Source organism: Vibrio sp. A11, from assembly GCF_013048705.1.
In the GTDB taxonomy this organism is placed as follows: Bacteria; Pseudomonadota; Gammaproteobacteria; order Enterobacterales; family Vibrionaceae; genus Vibrio; species Vibrio metschnikovii.
The window spans coordinates 102,622-120,691 of record NZ_VHSI01000011.1; the positions used below are offsets into that span (position 1 = coordinate 102,622).

Below are 18,070 nucleotides of genomic sequence, written 5' to 3' on the forward strand. Positions count from 1 at the left end.
TTCTCTACTTAGTCCGCCATCGATTTCTTTTGCCCGGCTTGACAGAGGGCTGTTCAGTACTGGGAGCCACAATCCAAGGCTGCTCTGCAGCAAACCATCGACCTTGTCCACCATGAATGCCAAGGGCAATTAACATTTGCCATTCGGCTTGCGTTTCCACTCCCACAGCGATCACTTGGGTACTTGTTCCCCCGCACACTCCGATCATACTGCGCACAAACAGTTGATTCTCGTGCCGTTGATCAATATTTTTAATTAAGCTGCGGTGTAATTTAAGGTAATTAATTCGTAAATCTTTAATGTAATGAGTCGCAACGATCGTTCGTCCCGCTTGACCAACCACCAATTTACATCCCAACCCCGCAATCATTCTTAGCACTGGACGCATATAATCTAAATGTTGCACTAAACGCCCCTCAGCAAACTCAAAAGACAACCGAGTGCGTAAAGCATAAGGTAACTGCATGATTTCATGACGAAACCAACGCCAATAGTGTTTATCGGCAAAGGGAACAACATGTAAATTAATCGAGTAATGCTCTGTAGATGCTTGGTTTTTCAATAATTGTAGTACACGGACGAAGACTGCGCGATCAAGCATCGCTTCGTAACCAACGGTTTCTAAAGCAGAATTAAAACGTGAGGCCTTGAGCATGCCTTGGACAGGATCATAAATGCGGACAAACAGCTCATCGTGAATCAATGTTAATTGATTCTCTTCGCTAATTAAATAACACGGCTGCCGGAATAAACGAATTTTCTCAGGAATGAGACTTTGTTCGAACAAGGTTCGCCAGCGTACGCTACCGCGCTCGTCATCCACCGTAACCAACTTCTTAAATCGGCTCCACGCATTACAGCCTTGCATCTGCGCACTACGTAACGCGGTTTCTGTTTCATCAATGATTCGTCCACGTCGTTCGCCCTCTTGGTACATACTCATTCCAATATGGAACCAGTTTTCTCGTTCTAAAGGATAAGGCGGGCTTAGGCGCTCAAGCAATTTAAGACATTGGCTCGCCACATGACTGACATCTTTAGAGGTTTGGTGAGGCATAAAAATCGCGAAGACCGAGTCATAATAGCGTGACAGAACCACATCGGGATAACGGGCAATGACATTTGCAATACATTCACCCACTTCAACGATAAAATCATCAATGATGACTTTTCCTTGCTGCTCACGCGCAGTATCCAGTTCATCGAGCCGGATCATAATGACCCCACCACGAGCACCACTTTCCAGTAAAGCTGATTCTAATTTGCTATCAAACAGAACTCGATTAGCGGCGCCAGTCAATTGATCAAGAAAGGTTTGACTACGAATAAAGCTATCAAATCGACTTCGCTCTTGACGAGCATCTTGTAGCTCTTCAATCAGTACATCGATAGCTTCACTCGCCGTATAAGGCCACTCTCGTTCATCTCCTTTGGCATACTGCTCAACACGTCCGGCTAAAATCATCCGTCCGCGCTCTTCCAATAACTCAGACCCTAATAACTGTTCACGCAACCATTTTGTCGCTCGGACCAAACAAAAAATGACCAGTCCAATCGCTAAAGTGATCGACCACATGGCACCAAAAGAGTAGTTATACCCTAGATAGGGTGGTACTGCTTTAAAATGAATGACGTAACTGGGATGACTCGGTAATGGGAAAGTCATCTGAGTTAAACGATCGGCTGTGATTCTCGATGTGTTATCATGAAAACGATAGACAATCTCGGATGACGTGGTGAGTTCGAGCTCAATAATACTCGATGCCTGAAGTATTTTTGGCATCCAATCCGACATTGAGTTTGCCGCTTGCGGATCGTGTAACTCTTGATCGACAACGTCAACAATCCCACTTAAATAGTGTTTGAGATAATCTTGTCCCATACGCTGAAACGAGAGTGCACCACCAATAAATAAGATGAACATGGCACTGGTGACAATTAAGGTCACAAAAGCGACTAAACGTGTGCTCAATTTAAGCGTTGGCGTATACCGCATGAAGCTGAATTCCCTTCTTAATTCATCGGCTATAAAAGTAAGATTAGTAAGCCCTGAATTTCTTGAAGTCACTCAATGATTTGGGCTTATCCTTAACTATATAAAAAAGCCGCGAACTTCGCGGCTTTTTTTGAAAATCAAATGGCTAGAACGGGATATCGTCATCAAAATCCATCGGCGGCTCATTATATTGTGGCTGAGCTTGCTGAGGTGCTGACTGCTTCGGTGATTGCTGCGCTGAAGGTTGTTGTGGCTGTCCCCAGTTACTTTGTTGACCTTGAGGAGCCCCCTGTCCAGGCGCTGCACCTTGCTGACGACCACCCAACATTTGCATAATGCCATTATAACCTTGCACCACAACTTCCGTGGTATAACGATCTTGGCCGCTCTGATCTTGCCATTTACGCGTTTGTAATTGACCTTCGATATAAACCTGCGATCCCTTACGTAAATATTCGCCCGCAACTTCAGCGAGTTTGCCATATAAGGCTACGCGGTGCCATTCCGTTCTTTCACGTTGCTCGCCGGTGGTTTTATCACGCCAGCTTTCTGAGGTTGCCAGAGTGATATTTGCTACCGCAGCACCACTTGCCATATAGCGAACTTCAGGGTCAGCCCCTAAGTTACCGACCAAAATTACTTTATTTACGCCACGGGTTGCCATGTTCTGCTCCGTCATCAAATTTGGTTTTTTAATATTGTGCTAAAGAATAACACGCTTTGTGACTACTACCAATCTCCGCTCTTAATCTGTTATCAGCAAAAGAGAAAATCCAGACACGCTGATCATTTTTTCGATCCTTGTCGTTATTTCAAGTTTTGATAATAGTATCATTTACTTAGCTCGTGGATATGTTACGCAAAGCATTGATTAACCGTTCGTATCGTACCTCATCTTTCGGCATGCTGAACAAACCGTGTTTGTACATCAATCAGGATGAACCCTATGCCCAAATCGAGTTACGCGCGCACCATCTACTATCTGACCACAGACGTAAATCAATCGACTCCGAGTCGGTTACAAAAAGCATTTCATCTACTCGCGATCCCTATCGAAAAAGTGGAGCCTGAATCGTTAGTACAACAATACCGACACAGTAAACACAAGATACTGCTGCTCGATTATCAAGATCATCGCACTATCCGTCATCGACTTGGCCCTTTAAAGCTGACCACTCACTATCTGGAAACCATTTTGTTCAATGTTGATAAACGACTACCGACCGATCTATTAATCAGCTTTGGGAATTTAAAGGGACTCTTTTATCAAACCGATAGTACGGAGCAACTTTCCCATGGCTTGGCGCAGATCATTAATGGCCAAAATTGGTTGCCTCGTCATGTTTCGAACCAATTACTACATCATTTTCGTTACGCCTTTCATGAGCAACATACCAAAGCCACTCTCGATCTTACGGTTCGAGAAATACAGATTTTACGCTGTTTGCAAGCGCAAGCTTCCAACGATGATATTGCGAAGAACTTATTTATCAGCGAACTAACCGTAAAATCTCATTTGTACCAAATTTATAAAAAGCTCGCGGTAAAAAACCGCGCACAAGCGATATCTTGGGCCAATCACCATCTTTTTCAGTAATGATATCGGGCTGTTAGGATGTTATCGAGAATAGGTAGCGTTGCACATTTTCGATAACCCAACACAGAATGTGCTCAATCACACGATCAGAACATGATAAAGTTAGCCTATTGTTGCGCATTAAGCTTATCAAGCAAGATCAACAACCTTTATGGGCTTACAGCGACTGCACTTTAATAACAATAGGGTTCTGACTAATGATTAATAAATGCCTTTTTCCTGCGGCCGGCTATGGTACTCGTTTTTTACCCGCGACCAAATCTATGCCAAAAGAGATGATGCCAGTGGTGAATAAACCATTGATCGAATATGGGGTTGAAGAAGCGATTCAAGCCGGTATGACTGGAATGTGTATTGTTACCGGACGGGGCAAACACGCAATCATGGATCACTTTGATATGAACTATGAGTTGGAACACCAAATTCGTGGTACCAACAAAGAAGAACTGCTGATCGATATTCGACAAATTATTGATACTGCTCACTTTACCTACATTCGTCAACGTGAAATGAAAGGCTTAGGGCATGCCATTTTAACGGGCCGCGAGCTTGTCGGTGATGAACCTTTTGCTGTGGTTCTTGCCGATGATTTATGTGTCAATGCTCAGCAAGGAGTCTTAGCACAAATGGTCGCGCTGTATAAACAATTCCGCTGCTCGATTGTTGCGGTGCAAGAAGTGCCTGCAGAAGAAACACATAAGTACGGTGTGATTGCTGGTGAGATGATCAAAGACGATCTGTTCCGTGTCGATAACATGGTTGAAAAACCAGAGCCGGGCACAGCGCCGAGTAATTTAGCGATCATTGGGCGCTATATTTTAACTCCTGATATTTTTGATTTGATTGAGCAAACCGAACCTGGCAAGGGTGGCGAGATTCAAATCACCGATGCGCTACTCAAACAAGCCCAGTCTGGCTGTGTATTGGCTTATAAATTTAAAGGCCAACGTTTTGATTGCGGTAGCGTCGAAGGCTATATCCAAGCAACCAATTACTGCTTTGAGCATTTATACCAACAGAATGAACAAAAAGTAGCACTCGCGAAACAATCAACTACTAAAGGCTAATCATTCAGGGTTAGTCAGCACTTTATTGACGGAGCCCTCTGGATAACGGCTCCGTTTTTACTGTTTTTTTATCCAGTGAATATTTGCACAAATCGCACTCTATGTAATACTGACCCTACTTGGTATTACAGTAGACTTTATCGGATGGACAACATTGAAGTACGTGGGGCGCGTACCCACAACCTGAAAAACATTAATCTAACGATTCCCCGTGACAAACTGATTGTGATCACCGGTCTTTCCGGCTCTGGGAAATCTTCGCTGGCGTTCGATACCCTTTATGCTGAGGGGCAACGTCGTTATGTCGAATCGTTATCCGCTTATGCTCGGCAATTTCTCTCATTGATGGAGAAACCCGATGTTGATCATATTGAAGGCTTATCCCCTGCTATCTCGATTGAACAAAAATCCACCTCGCATAACCCTCGCTCTACTGTCGGTACCATTACCGAAGTGTATGATTATCTACGTCTACTCTATGCACGAGTTGGCGAGCCGCGTTGCCCTGAACATCAAGTCCCATTAACGGCACAAACCATCAGTCAGATGGTCGATAAGGTGCTCGAAATGCCGGAAGGCAGTAAATTGATGCTGCTTGCGCCTATCATTAAAGAGCGTAAAGGTGAACACGTTAAAACGCTGGAAAATCTCGCTGCGCAAGGTTTTATTCGTGCCCGAATTGACGGCGAAACCTGTGATCTTTCCGATCCACCAACGTTAGAACTGCATAAAAAACACACCATTGAAGTGGTGGTGGATCGGTTTAAGGTACGCAGCGATCTTCAACAACGCTTAGCCGAATCGTTCGAAACTGCCTTAGAGCTTTCGGGAGGGATTGTCGTCATCGCGCCGATGGATCAACCGGGTGAAGAACAAATATTTTCCGCTAACTTCGCTTGTCCGCACTGTGGATATAGCATGCGTGAGTTAGAACCACGAATGTTCTCATTTAATAATCCAGCAGGCGCTTGCCCAACGTGTGATGGTTTAGGGGTGCAGCAGTATTTTGACCCAAGCCGAGTGATCGAAGATGCTAATTTAAGTTTAGCGCAAGGTGCCATCCGTGGTTGGGACCAGAAAAACTATTACTATTTTCAAATGCTGAATGCGTTAGCAGAACACTACGATTTTGATCTCCATCGCCCATTTAATCAACTACCCAAACGCATTCAAGAAGTTGTATTACATGGCTCAGGACGAAGTGAAATCGAGTTTAAATACATCAATGATCGCGGCGACATTCGCGTTAAACGCCATCCTTTTGAAGGTATTTTGCATAATTTAGAACGCCGCTATCGTGATACCGAATCGAACTCCGTGCGTGAAGAACTGGTGAAATACATCTCAACCAAACCTTGCAGCAGCTGTAACGGCACTCGCTTACGTTTGGAATCTCGCCATGTGTTTATCAATAACACCACTCTGCCAGAGATCGTTGAGTTAAGTATCGCCGACGCCTTAGACTTTTTTGCCACTATGCAGCTCGAAGGTCAGCGAGCACAAATTGCTGACAAGGTCATGAAAGAGATTAATGACCGTTTGCAGTTTTTAGTCAACGTCGGGCTCAATTATCTAAATTTATCACGCAGTGCCGAAACGCTCTCTGGCGGTGAAGCACAGCGTATTCGCTTAGCCAGTCAAATTGGTGCTGGACTGGTTGGCGTGATGTATGTACTGGATGAACCATCGATTGGTTTACATCAACGAGACAATGAACGATTACTGAAAACCCTGACTCATTTACGTGATTTAGGTAATACCGTGCTGGTTGTCGAGCATGATGAAGATGCCATTCGTATGGCGGATCATGTGATTGATATCGGCCCCGGTGCTGGTGTACATGGTGGGACCATCGTTGCTGAAGGCCATGTAGAGCAGATCATCGCTAATCCACATTCATTGACCGGCCAATATCTCAGTGGAGCCAAGAAGATTGCCATTCCGACTCAGCGAGTGCCTCGTGATCCGAATAAAACGGTCGAGCTGCTTGGTGCGTCTGGCAATAACCTAAAAAGTGTCGATCTTTCTTTGCCTGTCGGGCTCTTTACCTGCGTCACTGGTGTTTCTGGCTCTGGTAAGTCAACGTTAATCAACGATACTTTCTTCAGCATTGCCCATACTGCTTTAAATGGCGCGACGACAGCAACACCAGCGCCTTATAAGGCGATTAAAGGTCTTGAACATTTTGATAAGGTTATCGATATTGATCAAAGCCCAATCGGTAGAACACCACGTTCTAACCCCGCGACCTATACTGGTATTTTTACGCCTATCCGTGAGCTGTTTGCTGGCACTCAAGAATCTCGTTCTCGAGGTTATAAGCCCGGCCGTTTCAGTTTTAACGTCCGTGGCGGGCGCTGTGAGGCGTGTCAGGGAGATGGGGTTATCAAAGTTGAGATGCATTTCCTACCCGATGTTTATGTGCCTTGTGATGCATGTAAGGGCAAACGCTATAACCGTGAAACCTTAGAAGTCCATTACAAGGGCAAAAGCATTGATGAAGTATTGCAAATGACCATCGAAGAAGCCCATGCGTTTTTTGAGCCTGTCCCTGTGATTGCACGTAAGCTGCAAACGCTGATCGATGTCGGTTTATCCTATATTCGCTTGGGCCAATCAGCCACAACTCTATCCGGAGGTGAAGCACAACGCGTTAAGCTTGCGCGTGAGTTATCCAAACGTGATACCGGTAAAACACTCTATATTCTTGATGAACCGACTACTGGACTCCATTTCCATGATATTCAGCAATTGCTGATCGTGCTACATCGCTTGCGTGATCGCGGCAATACCGTCGTCGTTATCGAACACAACCTTGATGTGATTAAAACGGCTGACTGGATCGTCGATTTGGGTCCAGAAGGTGGGCAAGGGGGTGGGCTAATTATTGCCGAAGGTACCCCAGAAGAGGTCGCACAAGTCGCAGGCTCACATACTGCACGCTTTTTAAAACCACTGCTCATTCAATAAGGCTATATTGCCGCGCGAAAAAACGCTAAAGTAACGCAACCAGTCACTTATGACTGGTTGCGTTTCAAAAAATAATGGATTGATGTTCAACAATAGATTGTGAGATTTATGGCGACTTTGCTACTCAGCGGCACTCAACTGCAACCGACTGTTCCAAAAGCCCCTTTAAATAAGGCTTTCCTGATTGCCCTTGGCGCTGTTTATTTGCTTGCGATGCATTTCTTTATGCCTAATCCAGGTGGTGCAGGATTAGCCTTATCGTTTAACCCCACGACATGGATAGCCGTCAGTATCACCATCGCCATCGGTTGGTATCAAATTGCCCTCAACCAAAGCCTGCGTTATTCAAAATTAACGGTCGTGTTTTTTGTCAGTTGCTGCATTTTAAGCACACCACTCTTGTATGGAAACGCTTATCTCACTGGTGCTATCGGACGGTTAACGGGGTTATGGGCTGGCTTAGCGCTGTTCATCTGCTTACAACAGTTCTATTTGAGCAATAAGCATAAACAGCGCTTACTATGGTATATCTTGCTGGCGGTTCTTATTCAGGCATCATTTGGGCTGTATCAATACTTACTGTTAAGCCCCAATAACTGGTTTGGTTATAATACGTTAGCTAATCGTCCCTACGGTATTTTCCAACAACCGAATGTGATGGCGAGTTTTATGGCAACGGGATTGATCGTATCAGGCTATTTATTGGCTCGCCAACCTAAAAAATATGACACCAAACTGTTTGAAATTGGTCTGCTCTATCTTACACCGCTGCTAACTCTGCCTTTGTTAGTCGTGTTAGCGTCACGTACTGGCTGGTTATCTGCCGTGTTAGGAACGATGATGATTTTACCTTATCTTTATCGTTTTGCTCCGCGTCGCCGATTGGTTTACTGGATCAGCGCCAGTCTTAGCGGTGTGTTACTGGGGTTTGTGGCCATGTACAGCCAGAGCACCAGCGATATGGTGACCAGTAAAGCGGACCTTGATAGCCCAAGACGCTATACCTTTCCACAAACCGTAGACATGTTGATTGAAAAGCCGTTTACCGGTTATGGCTATGGGAATTTTGAAACCGAATATTTGCTGTACACTGCCCGCCAACATCAACTGAACCCTAATTATCCTGCAGGATTACCTGCTATGGATCATCCACATAATGAACTGCTTTTTTGGGGCGTCGAAGGCGGACTATTACCCCTACTGGGAATTGCGATTGCTGCTGGGTTTGTATTACTGAAAATCCGGACAGCGAAAAAAGGGACTCGCCTCGCTATGCTTGCACTTCTCGTGCCGATTGTTGTGCATAGTCAATTGGAGTACCCGTTTTATCACTCAGCCATTCACTGGATTAGCTTTATCGTTCTGCTGTATTGGATTGATCAGCGAGTTACCCGATATCGCACCTTCTCTTTTAGCCATCTCAGTGGTTCATTACTACGCATCCTGAGCTTAGTGCTACCGATTATCACTAGCCTATATATGTTAACGTCACTGCACAGTAATTATGTGCTTACTCAATTCGAAAAATCGAATCCACCCAATCCTGATATTTTACATAAGGTCACCAATCCATTGGTATGGCGAGATCGTTTCGACTGGAATATTTACAGCACCTACCTCAATCTAGGCTTGCATCAGCAACGAACTGACTACATCCAGCCTTATATCGATTGGTCATTATCGGTTATTCAACATAAACCAAGACCCGCTTTTTATCGTAACCTCATCTTGGCTTATCAAGGCTTAGGCGATGAGAGCCGAGCGGCGCAAATCCGTTCAGAAGCGGAGTTCCTCTTCCCGACGCTCGATTTCACGCCGCCGAGTTCTTCTTTTCCGTCATCGGACAGCACCATCGTTCCGGCGTCTAGTGAGTGATGATGCTCAACCAGCAACGATACGCCTTTCCAACAACACGTGTCGTCAAAAGAGGCTAAGAATCCCCTAACCAGACAATAAACATTCATCAATGAATTAGGGGAATACCGCCGTTTAACACGTCATCGATACAGCGTTATCGCTGTAAGGCAAGTCCGTCTTGCAACGCTTTCAGACATAAGGCGATGTTTTCTGGGCGCGCCGCGTATCCCATCAACCCAATTCGCCATGCTTTACCTGCTAATGCTCCTAATCCAGCACCTATCTCTAAGTTGTAATGATTCAGCAAATAGTCACGCAGAGCTGCATCATCTACGCCTTGAGGAATATACACCGTATTCAGTTGCGGTAGACGACTGGCTTCATCAACCACAAAGGTTAATCCCAGCGCCTCTAAACCTTGTTTGAATATATTGTGCATTCGGCGATGGCGATCCCACGCGTTGTCTAGTCCCTCTTGTTGCAGTAGCAGTAACGCTTCGTGTAAAGCGTACAAGCTATTCACAGGCGCCGTATGGTGGTAACTGCGTTTGCTTGCCCCACTCCAATACCCGAGTACTAAGCTTTGGTCGAGGAACCAACTTTGAATCGGTGTGGTACGCGCGTGTATTTTATCAATCGCAGCGGGAGAAAAAGTTAATGGTGATAAACCGGGCACACAAGATAGGCATTTCTGACTTCCAGAATACACCGCATCCAATTGCCACTCATCGACCAATAGCGGTACACCACCAAGCGATGTCACGGCATCCACGATTGTCAACATGCCATGCTGTTTTGCTAATTGACTGAGGGCTTGCGCATCACTGCAGGCACCCGTTGAGGTCTCGGCATGTACAAAAGCCAAAATTTTCGCATCGCTGTGTTCAGCTAACGTAGCGGCCACTTTTTCGATTGAAACTGGCTTTCCCCATTCATCATCAATCACAACCACTTGTCCGCCACAGCGAACGGCATTTTCTCGCATTCGCTCGCCAAACACTCCATTACGACAGACAATCACTTTGTCACCAGGTTCGACCAAATTAACAAAACAGGCCTCCATACCCGCACTCCCTGGCGCTGAAACCGCAATCGTGAATTCGTTTTGGGTTTGAAAGGCATATTGTAGTAACTGCTTCAGTTCATCCATCATGCGAATAAATAATGGATCCAGATGACCAACGGTCGGTCGGCTTAAGGCCTGTAATACTTGCGGTGAAATATCTGAAGGTCCAGGCCCCATCAAAATCCGACGAGGTGGAATAAAACTGCTAATAGCCATAATTGCTCCTTGCTTTTTCGATGGCGTGAATGGTTGAGGTTAATGCAAATCATCTCCCACCACAATCCGACCGAAGTCTAGGGGTCCAACCACTTTCACATTCTGATCATTTTTATTTGCATGAGTAGCAACATTTGCAATTGACATTAATGAAACAAAACCGTTCAATGAATGCGCTATCTATACCGAAGAGACTTAACCTAACAACACCACGTTAAATCTTGACGGTATAGCAGAAGAGGAGCACTGCCCAGGCAGATCATTTGTGGAGCCTTAACTCCAATACAAACGATTCATGGGGAGCAGTGCCGAGGTAAAACAAAGGTGAGGCTTTGATTTACCGGTTGCATGGGCTGAATCCCTGTGACTGTCATCAGACGAGACTGATGAAGAGCTTCTGAGGACATTGCTTAACCGTTATCCCTCTTTATTTGCTCTCAGTTCACACTCTTCAAAACATTGGACGTTGGATTACCAACTATTTTTTATTTATAGGAAGTCTTGGGAGACATGCTGTGAACGCATTCAATGTCGCTAAATTTGGCGGAACAAGTGTTGCTAATTTTCAAGCGATGAGCGGCTGTGCCGCGATCATCGAAAATAATCCTGCTACTAAGTTAGTGGTGATCAGTGCCTGTTCAGGGGTAACCAATCTACTGGTTGAATTGGCAAACGGAGTACAAGATAGCCAACAGCGAGCGATGATTATTCAGCAATTAGCGGATATTCACTACACGATTATCGAGTCTTTAACCGCACCGCAAACGGTCTGTGCTGAGATAGAAACCATTTTAGACACGGTACGCCGAGCCGCAGAGGCCGCCGCGTTTGAAGTCAGTAAAAAGTTAACCGACTATCTTGTGGCTTGTGGCGAGTTAATGTCCACTTATTTACTTACCCAAATCCTTCGTGAACGTGGCGTCGATGCCGTACGCTTTGATGCTCGTCAAGTGATGCGTACTGATGATCACTATGGCCGAGCCGAACCACAGCTGGCCGCCGTACAATCTTTAGTGACTGAAAAATTACACCCACTGTGCCAACAACACGTCGTGGTTACTCAAGGTTTTATTGGTGCCGATCAAGAAGGCAATACCACGACCCTTGGTCGAGGAGGCAGTGATTATTCAGCGGCATTATTTGCCGAAGCAATCCAAGCCTGTGGCCTAGAAATTTGGACCGATGTACCGGGTATTTACACCACCGATCCACGGATTGTTGCCAAAGCCGCTCCAATTTCCGAAATCAGTTTTAGTGAAGCATCAGAAATGGCCAATTTTGGCGCTAAAATTCTTCATCCCTCAACATTAGTGCCTGCGATTCGTCATGGTATTCCTGTTTTTGTGGGCTCGTCCAAAGCACCACAAGAGGGAGGCACTTGGATCCGCCAACAGGTCGACAGTACCCCGCTGTTTCGAGCCCTTGCACTGCGCTGTAATCAAACCATGGTAACGCTACGCAGTGCTAACATGTTTCATGCTTATGGTTTTTTAGCCAAAGTGTTTGAGATTTTGGCAAAACATAAGATTTCTGTAGATCTGATCACGACTTCAGAAATTAGTGTATCGCTAACCTTAGATAAAACCGATACGTCAGGCGGCAATCCTGAATTACCACAACACGTTCGCCAAGAGTTAGAGGCTTTATGTACGGTAGAAGTCGAACACGATCTCTGCTTAGTTGCGCTGATTGGTAATAAGATGAAAGATAGACCCGGCTACGCCAAACAGGTCTTCGGTGTGTTGGATGAATTTAATCTACGTATGATTTGTTATGGTGCCAGCGCCCATAATCTCTGCTTTTTAGTCAATAGCCACGTCTCTAAATCGGTCATTCAAAAGCTGCATCAAGAGTTATTTGAATAACACTAAACTCAAATAGACAGGTCGTCATAATGCGACCTGCCTATTTGGAGTGTTAACCATTAATATTGGGGCCAAGCCACTTTTCGGCGGTTAATTTATCCCAACCTTTACGCTCAGCATAACTTTGAACTTGATCTTCTTGGATCTGAGCTATGGCAAAATAACGTGAATCTGGATGAGAAAAATACCATCCCGATACCGATGATCCCGGCCACATCGCGTAACTACTGGTTAACGACATGCCTATATTTTCTTCAACCGATAGCAATTGCCATAGCGTGCCTTTTTCAGTGTGCTCAGGACAAGCCGGATAACCGGGTGCCGGGCGAATACCCTGATACTTTTCGCGGATCAAATCATCACAAGCCAGATCTTCCTCTACCGCATAGCCCCAGATTTCTTTACGCACTCGCTCATGTAAGTACTCAGCAAAGGCTTCCGCAAGACGATCCGCCACCGCTTGAATCATGATCGCATTATAATCATCCCCTTGTGCTTTATAAGCATCGGCAAGCTCCCTTTCTCCAATCCCACCCGTCACGGCAAAAGCGCCAATCCAATCTCGCTTAGCTGACGATTTCGGAGCAATGTAATCGGCAAGACAATAGTTCGCCCCTTTCGGTTTTTCAGTCTGTTGGCGTAAATGGTGTAAAACATGCACAACCTCAGTGCGTGTTTCATCGGCATAGACCTCAATATCATCACCCACACTGGCAGCAGGAAACAAACCACAAATACCTTTCGCTTGCAGTAATCCTTCTCGCTCCACTCTATCTAAGAGTGTATTAGCATCGTGAAATAAACGCTGTGCTTCTTCACCGACTTCTTCGTGCTGCAAAATGGCTGGATATTTCCCCATCAAAGACCACGTCATAAAGAAAGGGGTCCAATCGATATACTGGCGTAATACGGCAATTGAGCAATTATCAAAGACATGGATACCAGGTTTAGCTGGCGTTGGCGGTGTGTAGGTTTGCCAATCAATAGCGACTTTATTAGCACGCGCTTTATCTAAACTGATCGGGCGAGTTTTCGGGGTTTTGCGCGCATGCTGCTCTCTGGTACGTTGATAGTCGAGATCCAACTTTTCAACAAATGCGGGCCGTAAGTCATCCGACAACAAAGCGCTGCACACTCCAACCGCGCGTGACGCGTTATTCACATAGACGACAGGATGACGATAATTTTGTTCAATTTTGACTGCGGTATGCGCCTTAGAGGTTGTCGCGCCACCAATCAATAACGGTAAACTAAAACCTTGTCGCTCCATCTCTTTCGCAACATGGACCATTTCATCTAGTGAAGGCGTAATCAAACCAGACAAACCAATAATATCCACTTGCTGCTCTTTGGCGACTTTCAGGATTTGCTCACACGGTACCATTACGCCAAGATCTATAATTTCGTAGTTATTACACTGCAGTACCACACCAACAATATTTTTACCGATGTCGTGTACATCGCCCTTCACCGTCGCGAGTAAAATTTTTCCATTAGCAGAACTGGCCTGTTTGAGCGCATTAATATACGGCTCAAGGTAAGCCACCGCCTGTTTCATCACTCGCGCCGATTTAACCACCTGAGGTAAAAACATTTTACCTTCACCAAATAAATCACCAACAACGTTCATACCATCCATCAACGGACCTTCAATCACATCCAGTGGTCTTGCTGATTGCTGGCGAGCTTCCTCAGTATCTTCAATAATAAATTCCGTAATTCCTTTCACCAAAGCGTGCTCTAAACGCTTTGCTACTGGCCAACTACGCCACTCGAGTAAGGCCGGATCATCAACTTTACCAACCGCATTGTCACGGTACTGCTCTGCCATCTCAAGTAAGCGCTCCGTGGCATCAGGGCGGCGATTTAAAACCACATCTTCTACTGCTTCACGCAAGCTGACTGGCACATTGTCATAAATTTCCAACTGACCTGCGTTAACGATCCCCATGTCCATACCGTGCTTAAAACAGTGATAGAGGAATACGGCATGAATCGCCTCTCGAACGTAGTTGTTGCCTCGAAATGAAAAAGAAACGTTAGATACCCCACCGGAAATCATCGCATAAGGTAAGCCGCGTTTGATGTCCGTAATCGCTTCAATAAAATCGACCGCATAGTTATTGTGTTCATCAATTCCAGTGGCAATCGCAAAAATATTGGGGTCAAAGATAATGTCTTCCGGTGGAAAACCGACTTCATCGACTAAGATGCGATACGCATTGCTGCAGATCTCTACTTTACGCTCACGGGTATCCGCTTGACCCACTTCATCAAATGCCATCACAATCACGGCCGCGCCATAACGCCGAACCAGCTTTGCTTGTTCAATAAATTTCGCTTTACCTTCTTTTAAAGAGATAGAGTTAACAATCCCTTTACCTTGAATGCACTTTAGCCCCGCTTCAATGACTTCCCACTTCGACGAGTCAACCATGATCGGTACTTTAGAAATCTCAGGTTCGGAAGCACATAACTGTAAAAAACGCACCATACAGGCTTTGGCATCGAGCATGCCTTCATCCATATTGATATCGATGATTTGTGCGCCATTAGCCACTTGCTCACGCGCCACGTCTAACGCTTCATCGTACAACTCTTCACGAATAAGACGCTTAAAACGTGCTGAACCGGTGACATTAGTCCGCTCTCCGACATTAACAAACAATGTTTCCTTGGCAATTGTGAGTGGCTCTAAGCCAGAGAGACGACAAGCAACGTTAAGCTCAGGTAAACGACGAGGTGCCACGCCTTCGACCGCTTTAGCCATCGCAGCAATGTGCTCAGGCGTCGTACCACAGCAACCGCCCACCAGATTCAAAAATCCGGCTTGTGCCCATTCAGCAATATGCTCCGCCATCTCTTCGGGACCGAGATCATAGTCACCAAAGGCATTCGGTAAGCCAGCATTAGGATGAGCAGAGACATAGCTTTCTGATATTCGCGATAATTCCGCGACGTATGGGCGCAGCTCATCGGGACCAAGCGCACAGTTAAGACCAAAAGAGAGTGGTCGAACATGGCGCAAAGAATGATAGAAGGCTTCCGTTGTCTGACCTGAAAGGGTTCTTCCGGACGCATCGGTGATCGTGCCTGAAATCATTACAGGTAATGCGTAACCTAATTCATCAAAGATACCATCAACCGCAAAAGCACAGGCTTTCGCATTAAGCGTATCAAATACCGTTTCAATCATGATCAAATCGCACCCGCCTTCAATCAAGGCTCGCGTCGATTCTGAATAGGCATCAACCAATTGATCAAAGCTGACATTGCGGTAACCGGGATCATTTACATCGGGCGAGATCGAGCAAGTTCGGTTGGTCGGACCGAGTACACCCGCAACATAGCGTGGTTTATCGGGCGTTTTTTCAGTCCATTCATCGGCGACTTGGCGTGCTAGTTGCGCAGCAGCATAATTAATTTCTGCGCTTAATGACTGCATATCGTAATCGGCCATCGCAATGGTGGTCGAGTTGAAAGTATTCGTTTCTAAAATATCAGCGCCAGCGGCTAAATAAGCATGATGGATCTCTTTGATCAATGATGGTTGAGATAAAACCAAGAGATCATTATTACCTTTAAGATCACAATGCCAATCAGCAAACCTGTTACCTCGGTAGTCTTGCTCTTGTAACTGATAACTCTGAATCATGGTGCCCATACCACCATCAATCAGTAAAATTCTGTGTTTGAGTTGCTGCTCAATTTGCTTGGATACCTGACTTCCCACTGTAAAACCTCACTCCCTTGTATTTATTCCTCATCCTATCACAGTTTAGTTAGAAATCTAGACGTCTAAAAACCAGATTAATGACATCGAAAATCCTGCGATTAACAAAACCTAATTGTTAGAAAATGTTTGCTATTTGTTATCGATACAACGAAAATTTTAATTACACCTTGTTACATAATGAGAAAGAGAATGTCGGTCTACTACACCCTATGCTTTTTATCTGCCGCGGCGATGCTGATTGCTTTTATCAACAGTAAAATAATCAAGATGCAAACCACCATTGCTATTACCGCTGGTTCAATGATGCTTTCGATATTGATCATCATTGCCGGACAAAATGATTGGTTTTATCTCGCACAAATTGCCACTGATACTGTGACGAGAATTAATTTTGAAAGCTTTTTGTTAAAAGGCATATTAGGGTTTCTGCTATTTGCAGGCGGCTTGGGGATCAAACTACCCAATCTAAAAGAACAAAAGTGGGAGATTACCGTACTTGCTCTAGGAGCAACACTCTTCTCTACCTTCTTCATCGGCCTAGTGTTGTATGCCTTTTGTCAGTTTATTGGTATTCAACTTGACCTGATTTATTGTTTACTGTTTGGTTCCCTTATCTCACCCACGGACCCGATTGCCGTACTTGCGATTGTAAAAAAACTCAATGCACCCAAGCGTATTTCGACCCAAATTGAAGGAGAATCGTTATTTAATGACGGCTTCGGATTGGTTATTTTTGTCACGCTATTCACGATCGCTTTTGGTCATGAAACACCAACGATTGGCAGCGTTACTGTACTGTTTGCTCAAGAAGCATTAGGCGGAATTGCTTACGGCTTTTTACTTGGCCTACTCTTTCATTACTTGATCAGTGCTACTGATGACCATTCTATGGAGCTCTTACTCACTATCGGTATCCCAACCGCAGGGTATGTTTTTGCTGATGTTATCCATGTTTCCGGTCCCTTAGCGATGGTAGTGTCTGGCATTATGATCGGTAACTGGACACGTTTTATCGGTTTTTCTAAAGAGAGTGAAGAGCACTTAGATCATTTCTGGGAGCTCGTAGATGAATTTTTAAATGGCGTATTATTTTTATTGATCGGTATGTCAATGTTGCTGTTTGAATTTCATCAAGAAGATTGGATTCTAATGGCCTTTGCCATTCCACTCGTACTATGTGGACGCTATCTGAGTGTGTGGATATCTTATTTGGGCTTTAAACGCTTTCGTCATTACAACCCATGGTCAGTGAGAATTCTGACTTGGGGAGGATTACGAGGTGGATTGGCGTTAGCCATGGCGCTATCTATCCCAGCTGGGGTAATGGTCATTCCAGATAAATTAATTGATGTGAAAGAATTGGTAATGGTGATGACTTATGCTGTGGTTGTATTTTCCATCTTAGTGCAAGGTTCTACCATTACCCCAATGATTGAAAAGGCGAAACGGGCCGAGCCAGACAACACTAAAGACTGAGATGAAAATAGCCCTATAAGTTGATCGTTATAGGGCTATTTTATGCCTTATTTTCCCGTTTTATATGCCAATGTTGTGTTCTAATAAGTAAATAACAGAAAATAAAAGAGCCTTAACAGCAATGTTAAGGCTTACCATTTGCTATTAGTGAAGTGGATAGATTGGAACGCCCAGCCGTGCATCTTTTGGCGATTAGCGGGATCCGCTGCTTTGGAAGCTACCGA

General features: G+C 45.0%; 10 protein-coding genes and 1 riboswitch. Of the genes, 6 read left to right on the forward strand and 4 right to left on the reverse strand.

The window, feature by feature from the left end; genetic code table 11:
• Positions 1–4: 4 nt before the first annotated feature.
• Together csrD and FKQ60_RS12595 are read right to left on the reverse strand one after the other, a co-directional pair.
• Positions 5–1,996: an RNase E specificity factor CsrD gene (gene csrD, locus FKQ60_RS12590; protein ID WP_170906587.1), complete on the reverse strand. Its 1,992-nt coding sequence runs from the start codon at positions 1,994–1,996 to the stop codon at positions 5–7.
• A gap of 145 nt (positions 1,997–2,141) precedes the next feature.
• Positions 2,142–2,660, reverse strand: a complete 519-nt coding sequence (locus FKQ60_RS12595; protein WP_004396114.1) for a single-stranded DNA-binding protein — start codon at positions 2,658–2,660, stop codon at positions 2,142–2,144.
• 282 nt (positions 2,661–2,942) lie between these two features.
• On the opposite strand from FKQ60_RS12595, the gene FKQ60_RS12600 reads away from it, so the two are divergent.
• The 4 genes from FKQ60_RS12600 (at position 2,943) to FKQ60_RS12615 (ending at position 9,505) form a co-directional block, all read left to right on the forward strand.
• Positions 2,943–3,593 carry a LuxR C-terminal-related transcriptional regulator gene (locus FKQ60_RS12600; protein ID WP_170906588.1) on the forward strand — a complete coding sequence of 217 codons (651 nt, stop codon included), beginning with the start codon at positions 2,943–2,945 and terminating at the stop codon, positions 3,591–3,593.
• A gap of 197 nt (positions 3,594–3,790) precedes the next feature.
• The gene (gene galU, locus FKQ60_RS12605) at positions 3,791–4,660 is read left to right on the forward strand and encodes a UTP--glucose-1-phosphate uridylyltransferase GalU (RefSeq protein WP_154169290.1); all 870 of its coding nucleotides are present in this window, start codon (positions 3,791–3,793) and stop codon (positions 4,658–4,660) included.
• Positions 4,661–4,804: 144 nt separating this feature from the next.
• Complete coding sequence (uvrA, locus tag FKQ60_RS12610) at positions 4,805–7,630, forward strand: excinuclease ABC subunit UvrA (protein ID WP_154169292.1); 2,826 nt, start codon at positions 4,805–4,807, stop codon at positions 7,628–7,630.
• 108 nt (positions 7,631–7,738) lie between these two features.
• Positions 7,739–9,505 carry a PglL family O-oligosaccharyltransferase gene (locus FKQ60_RS12615; RefSeq protein ID WP_161438790.1) on the forward strand — a complete coding sequence of 589 codons (1,767 nt, stop codon included), beginning with the start codon at positions 7,739–7,741 and terminating at the stop codon, positions 9,503–9,505.
• Positions 9,506–9,641: 136 nt separating this feature from the next.
• On the opposite strand, the gene FKQ60_RS12620 is transcribed toward FKQ60_RS12615, so the two are convergent.
• The gene (locus FKQ60_RS12620; RefSeq protein ID WP_170906589.1) at positions 9,642–10,769 is read right to left on the reverse strand and encodes an alanine--glyoxylate aminotransferase family protein; all 1,128 of its coding nucleotides are present in this window, start codon (positions 10,767–10,769) and stop codon (positions 9,642–9,644) included.
• 228 nt (positions 10,770–10,997) lie between these two features.
• A riboswitch (Lysine riboswitch) is annotated at positions 10,998–11,174 on the forward strand.
• Between the two features lie 110 nt (positions 11,175–11,284).
• Between FKQ60_RS12620 and lysC the strand changes: the two genes are divergently transcribed.
• Positions 11,285–12,634, forward strand: a complete 1,350-nt coding sequence (gene lysC, locus FKQ60_RS12625; protein WP_170906590.1) for a lysine-sensitive aspartokinase 3 — start codon at positions 11,285–11,287, stop codon at positions 12,632–12,634.
• Between the two features lie 52 nt (positions 12,635–12,686).
• Here the strand turns inward: lysC and metH are convergent, their stop codons facing one another.
• Entirely contained in the window at positions 12,687–16,367 is a 3,681-nt protein-coding gene (gene metH, locus FKQ60_RS12630; RefSeq protein ID WP_170906591.1) for a methionine synthase, read from the reverse strand.
• A gap of 192 nt (positions 16,368–16,559) precedes the next feature.
• On the opposite strand from metH, the gene FKQ60_RS12635 reads away from it, so the two are divergent.
• Positions 16,560–17,846 carry a sodium:proton antiporter gene (locus tag FKQ60_RS12635; RefSeq protein WP_170906592.1) on the forward strand — a complete coding sequence of 429 codons (1,287 nt, stop codon included), beginning with the start codon at positions 16,560–16,562 and terminating at the stop codon, positions 17,844–17,846.
• Positions 17,847–18,070 lie beyond the last annotated feature (224 nt).

Excerpts from the sequence above, each read along its gene's own strand:
- FKQ60_RS12595 (WP_004396114.1), bottom strand. The coding sequence starts at position 2,660 with ATGGCAACCCGTGGCGTAAATAAAGTAATTTTGGTCGGTAACTTAGGG.
- FKQ60_RS12615 (WP_161438790.1), top strand. The coding sequence starts at position 7,739 with ATGGCGACTTTGCTACTCAGCGGCACTCAACTGCAACCGACTGTTCCA.
- galU (WP_154169290.1), top strand. The coding sequence starts at position 3,791 with ATGATTAATAAATGCCTTTTTCCTGCGGCCGGCTATGGTACTCGTTTT.
- uvrA (WP_154169292.1), top strand. The coding sequence starts at position 4,805 with ATGGACAACATTGAAGTACGTGGGGCGCGTACCCACAACCTGAAAAAC.
- csrD (WP_170906587.1), bottom strand. The coding sequence starts at position 1,996 with ATGCGGTATACGCCAACGCTTAAATTGAGCACACGTTTAGTCGCTTTT.
- FKQ60_RS12600 (WP_170906588.1), top strand. The coding sequence starts at position 2,943 with ATGCCCAAATCGAGTTACGCGCGCACCATCTACTATCTGACCACAGAC.
- FKQ60_RS12620 (WP_170906589.1), bottom strand. The coding sequence starts at position 10,769 with ATGGCTATTAGCAGTTTTATTCCACCTCGTCGGATTTTGATGGGGCCT.
- FKQ60_RS12635 (WP_170906592.1), top strand. The coding sequence starts at position 16,560 with ATGTCGGTCTACTACACCCTATGCTTTTTATCTGCCGCGGCGATGCTG.